Genomic DNA, 15518 nt, shown 5'->3' with positions numbered 1-15518 from the left:
CGCCTCGGCCGAGGGCTACCAGCTCATGGTGCACCCCGTCGCGGGCATCCCAGGCGGCATGGCCGCCATCGTCGAGGGTCTCGCGAACGTGCCCACCGAGGGGGTCATCGTCATCAGCGTTCCCCACCAGGATGCCGTGCGTGAGGCTTGCGACCGCATCGCCCTGCCCGGAGTGGCGATCGACGATACGAGCCGGACGGTGCGTTTCCCCACCGTTTCCCCACGCAATCGTGAGGGCGCGCGCATCGCGGTCGAGCACCTGATCGCGCAAGGCCGCCGGTCGATCGCCCTGCTGAGCGTCGACCTCGGCACCGGGTTGACCGATTGGGGCGACGGCCTCTTCATCGACGAGCGCGCGGCAGGCTACCGCGACGCCCTCGAGGCCGCAGGCATCGCCTACAACGAGTCGCTCGTCATCGACTGCGACGACTTCCTCGACGAAGCGCGCCCCACGCTGCCCGCGCTCGACGCAGCTCTCGAACGCGGAGCCGAGATCGACGCCATCTTCTGCATCGCCGACCTCATGGCGGCGCCGGCGCTGCGCACGCTGAGAGCGCASGGGCTACGGGTGCCCGAAGATGTCTCGCTCGTCGGCTTCGACGACGAGCGAGCGGCGGGTTTGGTCGACCCGCAGCTTACGACGATGCGCCAGCCCTACGCCGAGATGGGGCGCCTCGCTGTCGAACTGCTGCTCCGGAGCATCCGCGGCGAAAAACTCGACGAGCAGCGGCACGAGATTGATACGCAGCTCGTCGAACGGGCGTCGACCACCCCGCGCCTGCGTCCGGCTGAAACGATGCGCCCAGCACCGCTGTAACGCCTCACCGGCGATACCGGTGGCGGCCGATCCCGCAGTCGGACCTGCTGGTTTGCCCGTTTTCGGCCTCCGTGCGGGCAGCGCTGGGTAAGGGACCCTCCAGTCAGGACGGAGCACCCGGAGTGCAATGAGGACGAACGGTCTTGACCGTGGCCCGGCCCGGCGCACACTGGTCACGGCCCCCGAAGAACGATGAATTCGGTTGTGGGAGTGAACGGTCTCCAATGTGATGCGGGTGGTGTGTGGGACAGGCCGGTTTTCCTCGGCTGTCGGTCATCCCTTCGCCCGGGGTTGCGGGCATCGAGACGGCGCTGGCAATACGCGGGGTCAATCAGGTGGACGACCACGCCGTTGGCACGGGGGGCAGACCGGTGAACGGCCGCGCGCGTGTTGCGTCCGGGGTGCTCACGCCGCCGCCTTGTGGTGGGCCAACGCGCGGATGTGCCCGTCACGCAGCCCGTAATAGACGTGGGTGAGCAGTTTGCGGGCCGTGGCGACCTTGGCGATGTTCCTGCCGCGGCGGGCCTCGATGCGTTTGCGGTCGGCCGAGATCTTCGTGCCGGCCGGTTGCCGCTGGATGGCCTCACCCGCCGCCCAGCGCACGAGTTCGGAGCCCTGCTTCGTAATGTGTCCGCTCGTGCGCATCGAGGACGTCGATCAGCTCGAGCAGCGAGATCACTCGCTGTGCGTACGCCCCTCGACGCCGAACAGATCCGACACCGGGATCAACACCCCGGCCTAGGCGAGCACCGAGTGCACCTGGGCCTTCAGTCCCGACCGCAGTGCGACCAGCTTCGCTCGGTACCGCCCCAATTCCCGCGGTTCCCGGGTCGGTGGCGGGGCGATCCACGCCTCGGGCAACCGGTTCATCCGCAATAGGTCCGCCAGATCCCGGGCGTCGCGAACGTCGTTCTTCACCCGCCTGTACCGGAATCCCTTGACACCCAATGGTTGCGCGAGGTGCACCGTGGCGCCGACCGCCTGCAGCGTGGCGGCTCCCCAGTACCAGCCATAGGTTGCTTCCAGCACCACCTCGGGATGCTCTCCGGCCTTCTCGAGCTGCAGGGCCAGTGAAGCGGGGTCGTTGACGATCCGCGCCACCGCGAGGTGCTCACCGGTATTGGACCGGGACCGGTGAGTCGGCGCTCCTGCCGGACGATCACCGAGCGTTGCCGATGCAGATCGATCCCGATGAACTGTTTTCCGTCATGCTCACTCATAGGGGCCTCCTCCGACAGGTGTGGATGTGACACCCCAGCATTCGCCGGGAACCACGAGGAGTCGGAGGCTCCGCCCCTTTCATCGCATCAGGTGCTGTCCTCAGGGGGTCGCCTCACTACCCACGACGCGATCTGTGTCCGTGAGGTGAATCCCAGTTTGGCCAGGATGTGTTCGACATGCCCCTGCACGGTGCGCGGTGAGATCACTAGGCGGGCGGCGATCGCACTGTTGGTAAGTCCTTCGGCCACTAGTTCGGCGACCTGGTGCTCACGTCTGGTGAGCTTCGTCGAATTGACTTCCCGTGTGCTCGCCTGGGGATGTTCACCGAGGGCGAAGCCAGCGGCTGCATCGAGCCTCATGGCGCTGCCCTCAGAATGAGCGGCTTTGAAAGCCGTCTCTCCGAGTGCCGTGCGGGCACGCTGCACGCAACGGTCGTGGTAGATGAGCAGATTCGGAAGCAGGACAGTGGGGCTGCCCACACTCCGGCCCTGAGCTTCGGCGGCACCCAGCAATACGCTGGCACGGCGGGCATCTCCTCGCTCGGCGGCGATCCAGGCCAGTGCCTCCACACTGGATCCCGCGACGAGAGGATCGTTACTCATCTCGGCCAGGCGGAGGGCCTTGCTCAGCTGTTGCGCAGCGCGATCGACGTCCCCCTGGCCCCACAGGGCGATCCCGATCGACCACCTTGCCCAGGAGTGAAAATACGTCTCGCCGCGACCTTCTACCAGAGCAAGGATCTGCGCATGGCAAGCGAGAACACGCTGGGGGTCTCCTCGAAGTACGTACGCCCATCCGAGGAATAGCAGCACATCCAACTGGAGAGTCAGTTCATTATGGGCGCCCAAGACCTCGCCGGTGCCGACCAGGTGCTTGATCGCGCGGTCCGGGTCGTCATCGAGAAGGGCGGTCATCCCGTGGGCGGCGTCCGCCAGTGCGCCGATCTTCGGGTCGTCGATCTGCTCGGCAAGGGTGCGAAGCTCCGCCGCCCGACTGGTCACCGCCGGGAGGTCACTCTGGACCATGGCCAACCCGGCGGCAGCGTAGAGCGCCCGTGCCCGGTCCAGGTTCGGTGCCTCGGACGTTGACGTGTGAGCGAGTGCCCGGTCGATCCACATGCGACCCTCGCTGAGCCGCCCACCCAGAGGCCAAAACGTATACAACGCGGTGACGATCCGCAATCCGCCCTCGCCGCCCTCACGCAGACAGAACTCCAGTGCTCGACGCAGATTCGGCAGTTCTCGGGTCAGCCGGGAAATCCACTCCAGCTGGCGGGAGCTGATCCAGTCGGCTTCGGCATCGCAAGCCAGCCGCTCGCACCAGTCCCGTTGCCGCCGCCGCATGTCTAGGTGCTCACCGGTCTCCTCGAGTGCATCTCTGCCGTAGTCCTGTACCGATTCGAGCATCCGCAACCGGACGGCGCCACCAGATTCCTCCCGGCTCAAAATCGATTTGTCCACCAGCGCAGACAATGCATCGAGCAGGTCAGGTCCGCCGCACACCTGTTCGGCGGCGTCGAGGTCGACGCCGCCGGCGAACACCGACAGCCGCGCCCACAACTGCTGTTCTGAGGGCGTGCAGAGGTCATAGCTCCAGCCGATGCACCACCGCAGCGTTTGCTGCCGCGTGGGAGCCCCCCGACTGCCACGCGTCAGCAAGCCGAAACGGTCGTCGAGCCGCTGCATGATTTGAGCGGCGGACATCGTCCGTAGCCGTGCCGCGGCCAGTTCAATTGCCAGCGGCAACCCGTCCAGACGGGCACAGATCCGCGCTACGTCGAACCGGTTGTCCTCCGTCAGCTCGAAACCCGGCACGGCCGCGGCCGCGCGTTCGCTGAACAACGTCACCGCATCGTAATGGCCCAGTTCGCGAGGTGTCGGCTCGTCTGCCGGGTCCGGAAACTCCAGCGGCGTCACCGGTAGTACCGACTCTCCACCGATTCCGAGGGCCTCGCGGCTGGTCGCCAGGATCGACAGGCCGGGGCACGTGCGCAGCAGTGACTCGGTAAGTTCTGCCGCCGCCGCCACGACCTGTTCGCAGTTGTCGAGCACAAGCAGCAATGTGCGAGTGGAGAGGAACTCCACCAACACCTCGGCCATCGGCTGGTCGGTCCGATTGCGCAGGCCCACGGCGGCGGCCACCATATCTACCAATAAGGCCGGGTCATGGAGTTCGCCTAACTCAACCAGGTGTACGCCGTCGACGTAATTCCGTCGCACCTTACTTGCGGCCTGGAGCGCGAGCCGAGTCTTGCCGACCCCGCCGATCCCCGTCAAGGTGACCAGTCGCGAACCGGCCAGCAGGTTCTTCAGGCCGGTCAACTGTGCGCGCCGCCCGACGAAGCTGGTCAGTTCCAGTGGCAGTCCGCCGGTCTGCCCTCGGGCGGGATTGGCGAGTCGTACGGCTGCCGTTGCCGCCGCATGCGGCTGCTGTTGTTCACCCGGGTGGGCGCGCAACGCCATCTCCTCGACCGGAAACCCCAGTGTGGTTTGGACCTGTTGTAGTTGCTCGCCCAACGCGGCGGCGGTGGGTCGGGCCGTGGGATCGCGGGCCATCGCCGCCTCGATGGCTGTGCACACCGGTTCGGGGATGCCGTTCTCACGAAGATCCGGTACGGGCTGGGTGGTGATGCGCAGGAACTGCGCGACGACTTGTTCGCCGCTGCGCCGTTCGAATGCGGCGTGTCCGGTGAGTGCGCAGAACAGGGTGGCGCCGAGCCCGTAGACGTCGGAGGCGGGGGTGGGCGGGTCGCCGCCGAGGACTTCGGGTGCGGTGAAAGCGGGTGAGCCGGTGACCGTGCCGGTGGCGGTTTCGAACCCGCCGGTGATGTGGGCGATGCCGAAGTCGGTCAGGGCGGGCTGGTGGAAGTCGGTGAGCAGGATGTTCGCTGGTTTGACGTCCCGGTGCAGCACGTCGAGACGATGTGCGGTCTCCAAGGCCCCGGCGAGGAGGACCCCGAGACGCAGGACGTCGCCGAGGGGTAGGACACCATCTTCTCGGATCCGGGCATCCATGGAACCGTGTTGGTGGTACTGCATCACCAGATATGGGTGGCCGTCGGGGAGTTCGCCGACCTGCAGGACACCGGCGATATTCGGGTGCCCGGTCAGGCGGCCCATCGCTCGCTGTTCGCGGAAGAACCGTTCCCGGTTCTCCTCCAGATCGCCAGTGAGCACCTTCACCGCCACTGTGCGATCCAAGCCGACCTGGGTGCAGCGGTACACCACGCCGAAACCCCCGTGCCCGATCTCGCGAGCGTCCTCGAACCCTACCGCGCGCAGCTGCGTGAGGACATCAGCGCCCACGTCTCGCTGTGTCTTGAACGGGTCGATTTCGGTCATGGAGCTATGCGCGGTTCGCACGTTTCTGCATACCAGTCAGGATATCCCCGCTGGAACGAACGACGGGGTGAGATGCTACCTATTGGCGCCAATTGCCAACCTGCCGTATTTTGTGTGTCAGTCGCGCCGAGAGGAGAGCCGAGATCGTGGAGCAGACGCCTCGACCCGTCGAGAAGAGGCCGGTCACCACGCAGGCGGTCGACAGCCTGCGCGAATATCTGCTTTCCGGCGCCGTCGCTCCCTGCACGCGGTTGACGGAGGTCGCGTTGTCCGAACAACTCGGCACCGCCCGTGCCACGGTCCGTATGAGCCTCAACCAGTTGGCGTTCGAAGGCATCGTCACCAAGATTCCCTACACCGGCTGGCAAGTTGCGGACATGACTGCCGATGCGGTGTGGGAAATTTGGACCCTTCGAGGCTGTCTCGAGAGCTTGGCCGCCCGCCTGACTGCCGATACCCTTGACGAGGTCAAGGCGGACGCTATCGCACGGGCACATCGCAACCTCCTGGAAGCCTGTGTGGAGGGGGAGTTGTCCACCATCACTGCGTCCGATTTCAAACTGCACCGGACCATCGTCGAACTCGCGGGACACAGACGCCTCCGCACCCAGTATGAAATGGTCGAGCAACAGGTCCGGTTCTGCATCGCGACGAGCAACGCGTTCGTTGCCGACGCCGGCGAAAATATCGCCGCTCAACATGCACCGCTGATCGCCGCGCTACTCGCTGGGGATGCGCGGGAAGCCTCCCAGGAGGCATGGTCGCACAACGAATGCGAAGGTCGGCGCCTTGCCGAGTGGTTTCGGCAGCGATCGAGCGGATCAGTACCGATTGCCCCTGAGACGAAGCCGGGACCTGATGTCCTTCACGCGATCGAGGGATGAGATGGCGACGACACCCTTCTTCGTGCCTACCGTCCCGGGATCACGCAGTATTTCTGCGCGGGCACTGATCTGTGCTGCGCTGGCTCGCGGTCGTAGTGAGATCGTCGGGCTCGCCGACTGTGACGACACCACGGCAATGATAAATGTGCTATCCGGATGTGGCGTTCGGATTGCGGGTAGTGGTGACGTCACCGAGGTGTGGGGGTCGCCGAAACCCGCCTTTACTAGTGATGTGATGGACTGTTTCGCCTCGGGCACAACCATGCGGTTCGCGGCGGCACTGTCGGTCACGAGCGACCAGCCGTTGGCATTGACCGGTTCGTCGCGTTTGATGGAGCGGCCCATGCGCGGACTCACTTCCGCCCTGCGGACTTTGGGTAAGACCGTCGATGAGTCGGAGCCGAGTGGTCGGCGCATTACCGGCGCTGTCACGGTGCCTGCCGTCATTGTCGTCGATGCCGAGAAGTCCGGTCAGTTCGTCAGTGGTTTGTTAATGGCGCTCGCGGCGGTGGGTGCACCGACACGCCTGTGTGCCCGCAAGTCGGCTTCGATTCCCTTCATTGACATGACCGTGTCGGTGATGCGTGCCTTCGGTGCCGATATTGCCGTGAGGCGGTGCGGCGACGTTTTGGAATTCGAGTTGGCCGGTACCGGATATCGGCCAACCCGGTTCACCGTCGAGCCGGACATCATGAGCGCCAATTACTTTCTCGCGGCCACTCTGATTACGGGCGGCCCGGTCTTCGTTCCCGACCTCGCAACGCAGACGATCCAGGGGGATGTCGCGATGCTGGCGGTGCTCGAAAAGATGGGTGCAGTGATCGAGTGGCGAGACGGCGGTGTGCTCGCGCACCGCGCGTCCGACGTGGGGCTGGCAGGAACGCTCGTCGATGTGACGGACATCCCTGACATGACCCTGACCCTCGGGGTGGTTGCGGCCACGGCGCACAGGCCCTCGATGCTGACCGGCGTGCAGATCCTGCGCTACAAGGAGTCCGATCGCCTCGCCGCACTGACGACGGAACTAGGCAAGATCGGGGTGGCAACCAAGGTCTCCGGTGATGACAACACGATCACGATCACACCCCCGAACCGTCTGATGCCTGCGGAGATCGCCACCTATGACGACCACCGCATGGCAATGTCTTTCGCGTTACTCACTCTTGTCGAGCCGCACATCAGCATCCTCGATCCAGGGTGTGTGTCGAAGACGTGGCCGGATTTTTTCACCGAACTGGAGCGGTACCGCACTCACGTCGTCAGCTCCGCACCGTCGTAGGCGGAAGTGTCAACTGTCTGAGACACGTTGGTGTTGATTCCGGTCGGTTTGGGGAGGGCTGGTGCGGTGGGTTTGCTTCGAAATCGTTCGGAGTGTTTCGACCAGTAGCGGTCGAGGGCTCGGCACGCGATCGCCGCCGACCGTGGCGGGGCCAACGCGCCCGCCGCGCCGGTCGGGTTCGCTCGTTGAACGAGCTGGCGGCGCAGCTCGCCGACCTCGCAGAGAGTAGCGACGGCGCAAATCGAAGTTCTGGCAACCGCGCACGGGACTGGCACGACGACGTTCACCGTCTCCCTCGATACCCACGGGACCAACACCCGCAACGGTGGTATCGCGGTGCGTGACCGGGAGAAGTTCGAATTCATTGTCTCCGATACGTTTCCCTACGCACCTCGTGGTCAGGGTCTCCAACCGGTGGGCCGGCACCCCATGTGCAGTGGGGTCGGGTGGTGCCTCTACGCTGCGCCTCGGTGGAATTGGAGCCCGAGCGACGGGATGCACGGCCTGATCTCCCGGCTGACCTTGTGGCTGCAGCGCGCCGCCGAAGGAACCCTCGACCCGGAAGGCCAGTCATTGCACCCACCTGTGGCCTAAACCAGCTCGGAGGCGGGCCGCATCATCATCAACCCGGACCTCGGTGACCTCGGTGACCGCGTGCCATGGGCGAATGACAAGTCGAATTCGACCGCGACCGTGTACGCCTGTACAGCCGCGACGGTCAGCGAATCGACGTCCGTGAATGGCTGACCGATACCGAATTCCTCGATCGCTTTCTGGCCGAAGACTTCGTCGCAGTCGACGACTTCGGCTCCCCGTTCTTTCCTCCAGCCCCTACGCGCTCGACGCGACGTGCCCCGAGAATGACCACCGATGGGGCGTCTTCGCGGACCTCGTCCGGATGGCAGATGAGCAAGTTGACGACCCGGTTGGCGGTAGCCTCAACCCGGACGAATGGGTATGGAAGTACGTCAAACACGACCGCATCGGCCGATCCGGCATCACCGGGCCCGAGCAGTTCAAGACCCTATGCACCCGGGCTCTGCGGCGGCTGCGACGCATGCCGCAGTCCGCGGCTTCTTCGCCGACCCCACACTCTCGCCTACATCCGCGCCGCCGCATAACGAGTCGACATACTTACGATCGCCTTAGTAGCTCTGCCGATGTCGGCGTCGGCGAAGGGCTGCCGGACGAGGATTCCCGGCGACACGGATCCGTAGTCCGCCACGCTGAGGGCGGTGACGCCAGCTCGCACGCAGTGTTCGGCAATCGGTGCGCCGAGGGCACCGCACCCCAGGATGAGGACGCGTTTGTCCTGCAGCCAGGTGGAGGCGGTGTTGTCGTCGCGCCGGCGGGTGACCTCCGGGCGGTTCTCGTAGACCTTCATCCACTTGGTCTCGGCGAACCCAATCCACTTGTTCGCGAGTTCGAGTACCTCGTCCTTGATTTCAGCGGCAGGACCTACTCGGGTCCGACTCAGTAGCGAGGTGACCTGGCTTCCCAGATCGTCGAATCGCCACGACGCCAGGTGCGCGAGCCGGGTGCTGCCGTCCGTTGCGGCGAGTAGGCGGGGATGCGGAACAGGGTCCGCATGCGGAGTCGGCGAACGCGGTGACGGCCTTGGACCGGTGGACAGGATGTCCGTCGAGGATCAAGAACACCGGCCCGTCGTTGTCGCGGAGCAGGCGTTTGCAGAAGTTGATGAACTTCGCTGCGGTGAGGGTGCCGTCGATGATCGAGAACCGCAGAGCACCTTTGGCACTGATCGCGGAAATCATGTTCACCGAGAACCGGGCCCCGGTCGCCTGAACGACCGGGGTGCGGCCGACCGGCGCCCGAAATGACAGCGCCGCGGCGGTGCCCAGACTCGGCGCCATCTCAGTTGTCGAGGGACATCTCCGGGCGTCGGATGGCCATGGTGAATCCCCAGGCGAAGGCCAAGGCGAGCGAGCCGAGCACCGCCCACGCGACCGGCTGCGACCCGCCAACAAGGTCCCGCAGGTTCTGGAGTACCAGGACGAACACCACGACGAGGCAGGCCAGGGCGACAACGGGGGCGACGATAACCCGGACGACGGATTCCTCGAGTGTGCCGGCGCGCAAACCGTCGACTGAAGAAGACCAACGCCGACATGATGGTGCCGACAAGCATCACAATGAACCCGATGGTGGCACCGGCGAACCAGGCATAGAGCTCTGTCGCGGGATCCAGACGGGTCACGTTTGCCAGCAGAACGAACATTGCGGAGATCACGGTCACGACGTTGGACGCGATGGACGGTGAGCCGTGCTGGTCGTGGCGTGTGCCCAGCACTGCGGGCAATGCACCGCTACGCGAGATGTTGAATACGTAGCGGGAATCCACGTTCTGGATGGAAAGCAGACAGGCGAACAGACTGATCGTCTCGGACGCTGGCCACGGTAAGACCTCACGGACTCGTCCAACTATTTCCACAAGCGGCCAAGAGGAGCTTCGACATCGCTTACGAGAAGTCGCAGGACGGCGGCCGCTCTCGGCTTCACGAGGTGGGACCTTCCGGGCAGGTTCGAGGAATCGTGCACAGCTACCTCACGCAACGCGACGACAAGCTCCCCGTGCACCTCGCTGATCTCGTTCCGCGCTCGGCGGTCATTAACTACGGCACCAACTTCAAAAAGGTGGGCCCCGACGACCTGGCCGCCGTCATGATCCGCGGCGAGAAACTCACGCGTACCTCCAGTCTCACCAGCGCGGAACAGATTCCCGCCTGCGGGAATCGCGCTCGGATTTTGAAATGTAGGCGCTCTTGCCCTTACAAACGCAGTTCGGTGAGCACCTTCCGTGCATGCGCCAGAGACCGCGGATCGGCGATGGCGGCGGCCATCATGATGCCGCGGACAGTGTTCTCATCGACGAAAGCATGCACGAGCATGCGCCTGCTCTGCTGCGCATTGAGCAGAGGTGGCTGCCGGTGTTGGCGGGCCCATCGGCCGGTGTGATCGCGCGTCCAAGGGGTGATCTACCGCTGCCGCAACAACCCCACCGAACTCGTCCTGATGCTGCTGGACCGAGGAACCCTCGACTCCATCGCCCTCACCATCGTCGAATCGTACGATGTACTGACCGTCCCGGGCACCTTCGACGAGGTGGTCAAGGTCCTCGACGAGGTCCACCACCTCGAATACGTCGGTTCGGGCAGCGCACGCCTCCCGTAGACCGAGCGCATTCCCAACAACCGAGCGTAGATGGGGTGTAACTGCAACGCTGGATCGACACTGCCCGCCTAGACCATTACGACGTCGACGAGGCTCAACCGCTCGTGTCCGCAACGCGGAGACCCAGGCGCTCCTTGAGTAGGACAAGGCCTGGACCTGCGAAGCCGCTTTAGGCCCAGAGGATCTCGTTCACCGTTCTGATGGGCAACCTATCCCAGCTTCGGATCAATCCTCGCCGCGAGTCCGGTCGTAATGTCGCCGGTGACGTCGGTAGCCCAGCTGGATCCCGAACTGACGTGATCTGCGGGCAATGCCGTCGCGACCGCCGTCCTCACCTTCTGAACCACCGGGCAAGAGACTTCGTCGAGCTGTCCAAGTCTACGAAGTCCGGCGACATGTCCTTCGCGTTCACGATGGTCTCCAGCTCCACCGCCTGCGTCTTGCCGAGCTCAACACCCCACTGGTCGAATGAGTTGATGCCGCACAATGCGCCCTCGACGAAGGTCTGATGTTCGTATAGTGCGATCAGCTGACCGAGCACCGAGGGGGTGAGCTTGTGCGCCAGGACGGTCGTGGACGGACGGTTCCCGGGCATCCCCTTGTGCGGAGTCAGCGAGTCGGGGACACCATCTGCGGCGAGTTCGTCGTCGGTGCGGCCGAACGCGAGGACGCGCCGCTGTGCGAGAAGGTTGCTGATCAGGATGTCGTGCATGCTGCCCTGCCCGTCGATGGTGGGTAGGTCGTCGGTGGGAGCGGCGAAGCCGAGAAAGTCGATCGGCACGAGCCGGGTGCCCTGGTGGAGCAGCTGGTAGAAGGCGTGCTGCCCGTTGGTTCCGGGTTCGCCCCACCAGATGGTTCCGGTGGCGGTCTTGACCGGGGTTCCGTTTGTCTGCACCGTTTTGCCGTTGGATTCCATGGTCAGCTGCTGCAGGTATGCGGGGAACCGGGCGAGGTCGTTCGAGTACGGCAGGACGGCTCGGGTTTCGGCGTCGAAGAAGTTGGAGTACCAGAAGCCGAGGAGCCCGAGCAGCACCGGGGCGTTCGCTTCCAAGGGTGCCTCGGCGAAATGCCGGTCGATGGTGTGCATCCCGGCGAGGAATTGCGCGAACGCGTCCCGGCCGATCGCGGCCATCACCGACAGCCCGATCGCGGATCCGACTGAGTAGCGGCCGCCGACCCAGTCCCAGAACTCGAACATGTTGCCGGGGTCGATACCGAACTCGGCTACTTTCGCGGCGTTGGTGGAGACGGCGACGAAGTGCCGCGCCACAGCATCGTCACCGAGCGCGGTGGTCAGCCACCGCCGGGCGGCGGTGGCGTTGGTGAGGGTTTCGATTGTGGTGAACGTTTTGGACGACACGACGAACAGCGTGGTCGCCGGGTCGAGATCGGCGAGCACGGCGACGAGGTCCGCAGGGTCGACGTTCGAGACGAACCGGACCGTGATCCCGGCGTCGGTGTAGTGACGCAGCGCCCCGTACACCATGCGCGGCCCCAGATCGGAGCCGCCGATGCCGATGTTGACGATCGTGGTGATGCGCTCACCGGTGGCCCCGCGCCACTGGCCGCTGCGGACGCGGTCGGTGAAGTCGCCCATCCTGTCGAGCACCCGGTGCACGTCCGCGACGACGTTGTGTGCATCGACGGTGAGTGTCGCATCGGCGGGTAGGCGCAGCGCGGTGTGCAGGACGGCCCGGTTCTCAGTGGTGTTTACCGGATCCCCACGCAGCATGCTGTCGCGGTGATCCTCGAGCCCGGCGGCTCGCGACAGCTCCACCAATAGGGGTAGCGTGTCGCGATCGATGCGGCTCAGGCTGTAGTCGATGAACAGGTCACCGGCGRTGACCGTCAGGTCCCTACCGCGCTCTGGGTCGTCGGCGAACAACTGCCGCAGGTGCACCGAGGAAATGTCGTCGTAGTGGTCCTGCAGGCGCTGCCATTCGAGGAAGGCCGTGATGTTCGGTTGAATCGAGGTCGTCATGGTTCAGGCGATCCCGGCGGTCTCGACCGTTCGGACGGCGTGCCCACCGAACTGGTTGCGCAATGCCGAGACGGCTTTCATTGCCGGGGAGTCGTCCTGGCGGGAGGCGAACCGGGCAAACAACGCGGCGGAGATCACCGGCGCGGGGACCGCGTGGGCGATGGCCTCTTCGACGGTCCAGCGGCCTTCACCGGAATCCTCGGTGTAGCCGGAGATCGACGCCAATTGGGGATCCTCGGACAGCGCCTGCACCAGGAGGTCGAGCAACCACGAGCGGACCACGGTGCCCTTGGACCACGCGCGCAGCACGGCAGGTACGTCGACGATCGAGTCCTCGGCGGCCAGCAGTTCGTATCCCTCGGCGTAGGCCTGCATCAGTCCGTATTCGATGCCGTTGTGCACCATCTTCGCGTAATGGCCGGCGCCGACCGGGCCGGCGTGGACGAAGCAGTCCTCCCGATCACCGTCCGGCCGCAGCGCGTCGAAGACCGGCATCAACCGGTCCACGTCGGCGGCGTCACCGCCAACCATCAGCGCGTAGCCCTTCTTGCGTCCCCACACGCCGCCGGAGACGCCGCAGTCGAGGTAGCGGATGCCGTGTTCGGCTAGGATGTCCGCGTTGATCTTGTCGTCGGTGAACCGGGAGTTGCCGCCGTCGACGACGAGGTCACCGGGTGCGAGCAGGCGGGCGAGCTGTCCGATGACCTGGCGGGTCGGGGCACCGGCGGGCACCATCACCCACACCGCCCGCGGCGCCGGAAGCGCCTCGACCAACGCTTCGAGGCTGTCGGCATCGCTGTCGGCGGCGTTCGGGTCGTATCCGGTCGCGTCGAGTCCGCGTTCACGCAGGCGCTCGCGCATGTTCAGTCCCATTTTGCCCAGACCGACCAGTCCCAGTTTCATCGTCACCGTTCCACTTTCGATTCTCGAGTGTCGTGCCGATGTCTATGTCTACGGGGGTTTCGGGGCCGCCTCACCTGACCGGACGGGCAGCTGTCACTGGCCGCTCGGCCAAGTGCGCTACCTCGCCGCGTCTTCGACACTGGTATTCGACGCATTGTCTGAATGCGCCTGTGGTGGAGCGAAAGACGGAGTGCAAGAAGTGACCGTGTCTGAAGTGCAGGAGCGGAACCCCCTGGTAGACGGACCTGGCGGAGGAGTCGGCGCCGAGTTGACCGACTACACCACGCTGGTCACAGAGCCGGCATCGTTGGTGATCTTCGGACTCACCGGCGATCTCTCTCGAAAGAAACTCATCCCGGCGATTTACGACCTCGCGCACAGTGGTCAACTGCCGCCGGACTTCGATCTGGTCGGCTTTGCCCGGAACATCACGGACGTGAAGGGCCGCCTTCGCGAGTCGGTGAGAGAACACGCGCGCACACCCTTCGATCCCGCGGTGTGGAACGAGCTTGCCGAGCGCATCGACCTGGTACAGGGGTCGTTCGACGACACCGCGGCGTTCGCGCGGCTCTCCGCGCGGCTGGCCGAGCTCGACGTCCGTCGGGGTAAACCGGGCAATTATGTCTTCTATCTGTCCATCCCGCCGTCGGCGTTCGCCACGGTCTGCGACCAGCTCGCGATCACCGGTCTGAACCGGAATGCACACGGTTGGCGCCGGGTGGTGGTGGAGAAACCGTTCGGCCACGACCTCGCCAGCTCACAATCGCTCGGTGTCACGCTGGAACGCGTGTTTCCGCCGTCCTCGATCTACCGCATCGACCACTACCTGGGGAAGGAGACGGTGCAGAACATCCTCGCGCTGCGCTTCGCGAACGGGATGTTCGAGCCGTTGTGGAACAACCGGCACATCGACCACGTGCAGATCACCATGACCGAGAGTGTCGGAGTGACCGGGCGTGCCGGGTATTACGACGGCGTCGGCGCCGCCCGCGACGTCATCCAGAACCACCTGCTGCAACTACTGGCGCTGATCGCGATGGAAGAACCCGTCGCGTTCGACGCCGACAGCATCGCCGCCGAGAAGATCAAGGTCCTCTCCGCCACCGAACTCCTCGGACCGTTCGCCGAGACATCGGCCCGCGGCCAATACGGTGCGGGGGTGGAGAACGGTGTTCCCGTACCAGGATTGGCTGACGAGGCAGGCTTCCCCGCCGACTCGACAACCGAAACCTTCGCGGCCCTCACGGTTGGCATCGCGACCCGCCGGTGGGCGGGCGTGCCGTTCTTCATCCGCACCGGCAAACGCCTGGCACGGCGGACGACCGAGATCGCGGTGACGTTCACCCCGCCGGCGCACGGCTCGGCGGCTGCGCGGGCCGCGGCGGTCTCGAACGTGCTCGTCTTCCGGGTCCAACCGGACGACGGAATCGAGCTGCACATCGGCGCCAAACGTCCCGGCGGCGGCATGCACATTCAGCCGGTCAGCCTGGGGATGGACTTTAAGTCGGTGTTCGACCCGGCACCGGAGGCCTACGAACGGTTGATCTGTGACGTGATCCGCGGCGACGCCACCCTCTTCCCCCGCCGCGAGGAAGTCGAATGGTCCTGGCGGGTCATCGATCCTCTTCTCGAGCACTGGGCAGCCCTCGGCCGCCCGGACACCTATCCGTCCGGCGCGTCCGGCCCGGAGTCGGCGGAGCGGATCCTCAGCCGGACCTGCCGGGCGTGGCGGCCGCTCTGACACGACCGGGCGGGTAGAAAGTCGATGCGCGAGACCAACGGAGGGGTTCGGTCCCACCCACGACATCGGCAACTCACCCGCCTTCGATGATCTCGACGCTGGCCGCGCCGGTTGGATACACCCGAACCCGGCAGGGAGCCTGTGTTCCAGGCTCGTGTA

The 15518-nt window shown here is 65.2% G+C and carries 12 protein-coding genes and 1 pseudogene; 6 read left to right on the top strand and 7 right to left on the bottom strand.

What is annotated here, in order from left to right; genetic code table 11:
- Positions 1-817 (top strand): LacI family DNA-binding transcriptional regulator (locus AC1D1G_RS19860; protein WP_477953397.1); only part of this gene is annotated, 817 nt, incomplete at its 5' end.
- A gap of 405 nt (positions 818-1222) precedes the next feature.
- Here the strand turns inward: AC1D1G_RS19860 and AC1D1G_RS19855 are convergent.
- Positions 1223-2037: pseudogene (locus AC1D1G_RS19855) on the bottom strand (IS110 family transposase).
- Between the two features lie 87 nt (positions 2038-2124).
- Positions 2125-5379, bottom strand: a complete 3255-nt coding sequence (locus tag AC1D1G_RS19850) for a protein kinase domain-containing protein (protein WP_477953396.1) — start codon at positions 5377-5379, stop codon at positions 2125-2127.
- 146 nt (positions 5380-5525) lie between these two features.
- Here AC1D1G_RS19850 and AC1D1G_RS19845 point away from each other — a divergent pair, with 146 nt between their 5' ends.
- The 3 genes from AC1D1G_RS19845 (at position 5526) to AC1D1G_RS19835 (ending at position 8136) form a co-directional block, all read left to right on the top strand.
- A complete protein-coding gene (locus AC1D1G_RS19845) occupies positions 5526-6263 on the top strand; it encodes a GntR family transcriptional regulator (RefSeq protein ID WP_477953395.1) in 738 nt (245 codons plus the stop codon).
- Position 6264: 1 nt separating this feature from the next.
- On the top strand, positions 6265-7542 hold the full coding sequence (gene aroA, locus AC1D1G_RS19840) for a 3-phosphoshikimate 1-carboxyvinyltransferase (RefSeq protein WP_477953393.1): 1278 nt from the start codon (positions 6265-6267) through the stop codon (positions 7540-7542).
- Positions 7543-7782: 240 nt separating this feature from the next.
- Positions 7783-8136 (top strand): hypothetical protein, encoded by a 354-nt coding sequence (locus AC1D1G_RS19835; protein WP_477953403.1) that lies wholly within the window; start codon positions 7783-7785, stop codon positions 8134-8136.
- Positions 8137-8641: 505 nt separating this feature from the next.
- Here AC1D1G_RS19835 and AC1D1G_RS19830 read toward each other — a convergent pair.
- From AC1D1G_RS19830 to AC1D1G_RS19820, 3 genes are all read right to left on the bottom strand, one after another.
- Positions 8642-8926 carry a ThiF family adenylyltransferase gene (locus AC1D1G_RS19830; protein WP_477953392.1) on the bottom strand — a complete coding sequence of 95 codons (285 nt, stop codon included), beginning with the start codon at positions 8924-8926 and terminating at the stop codon, positions 8642-8644.
- A 61-nt stretch (positions 8927-8987) separates the two neighbouring features.
- Entirely contained in the window at positions 8988-9416 is a 429-nt protein-coding gene (locus tag AC1D1G_RS19825) for a transposase (RefSeq protein WP_477953390.1), read from the bottom strand.
- 1 nt (position 9417) lies between these two features.
- Positions 9418-9642 carry a hypothetical protein gene (locus tag AC1D1G_RS19820; protein WP_477953389.1) on the bottom strand — a complete coding sequence of 75 codons (225 nt, stop codon included), beginning with the start codon at positions 9640-9642 and terminating at the stop codon, positions 9418-9420.
- Between the two features lie 891 nt (positions 9643-10533).
- On the opposite strand from AC1D1G_RS19820, the gene AC1D1G_RS19815 reads away from it, so the two are divergent.
- Positions 10534-10734: a hypothetical protein gene (locus AC1D1G_RS19815; RefSeq protein WP_477953388.1), complete on the top strand. Its 201-nt coding sequence runs from the start codon at positions 10534-10536 to the stop codon at positions 10732-10734.
- A 331-nt stretch (positions 10735-11065) separates the two neighbouring features.
- On the opposite strand, the gene pgi is transcribed toward AC1D1G_RS19815, so the two are convergent.
- Together pgi and gnd are read right to left on the bottom strand one after the other, a co-directional pair.
- Positions 11066-12703: a glucose-6-phosphate isomerase gene (pgi, locus tag AC1D1G_RS19810; RefSeq protein ID WP_477953402.1), complete on the bottom strand. Its 1638-nt coding sequence runs from the start codon at positions 12701-12703 to the stop codon at positions 11066-11068.
- Positions 12704-12718: 15 nt separating this feature from the next.
- A complete protein-coding gene (gene gnd / locus AC1D1G_RS19805; protein WP_477953401.1) occupies positions 12719-13618 on the bottom strand; it encodes a phosphogluconate dehydrogenase (NAD(+)-dependent, decarboxylating) in 900 nt (299 codons plus the stop codon).
- Positions 13619-13817: 199 nt separating this feature from the next.
- Here gnd and zwf point away from each other — a divergent pair, with 199 nt between their 5' ends.
- A complete protein-coding gene (gene zwf, locus AC1D1G_RS19800) occupies positions 13818-15359 on the top strand; it encodes a glucose-6-phosphate dehydrogenase (RefSeq protein ID WP_477953387.1) in 1542 nt (513 codons plus the stop codon).
- Positions 15360-15518 lie beyond the last annotated feature (159 nt).

The organism is Rhodococcus sp. P3_B8 (assembly GCF_056402775.1).
The sequence above is the reverse complement of the archived record's forward strand: the minus strand, read 5'-3'. Positions and strand labels throughout refer to the sequence as shown.

Excerpts from the sequence above, each read along its gene's own strand:
- AC1D1G_RS19830 (WP_477953392.1), bottom strand. The coding sequence starts at position 8,926 with ATGAAGGTCTACGAGAACCGCCCGGAGGTCACCCGCCGGCGCGACGAC.
- AC1D1G_RS19850 (WP_477953396.1), bottom strand. The coding sequence starts at position 5,379 with ATGACCGAAATCGACCCGTTCAAGACACAGCGAGACGTGGGCGCTGAT.
- aroA (WP_477953393.1), top strand. The coding sequence starts at position 6,265 with ATGGCGACGACACCCTTCTTCGTGCCTACCGTCCCGGGATCACGCAGT.
- AC1D1G_RS19825 (WP_477953390.1), bottom strand. The coding sequence starts at position 9,416 with ATGGCGCCGAGTCTGGGCACCGCCGCGGCGCTGTCATTTCGGGCGCCG.
- gnd (WP_477953401.1), bottom strand. The coding sequence starts at position 13,618 with ATGAAACTGGGACTGGTCGGTCTGGGCAAAATGGGACTGAACATGCGC.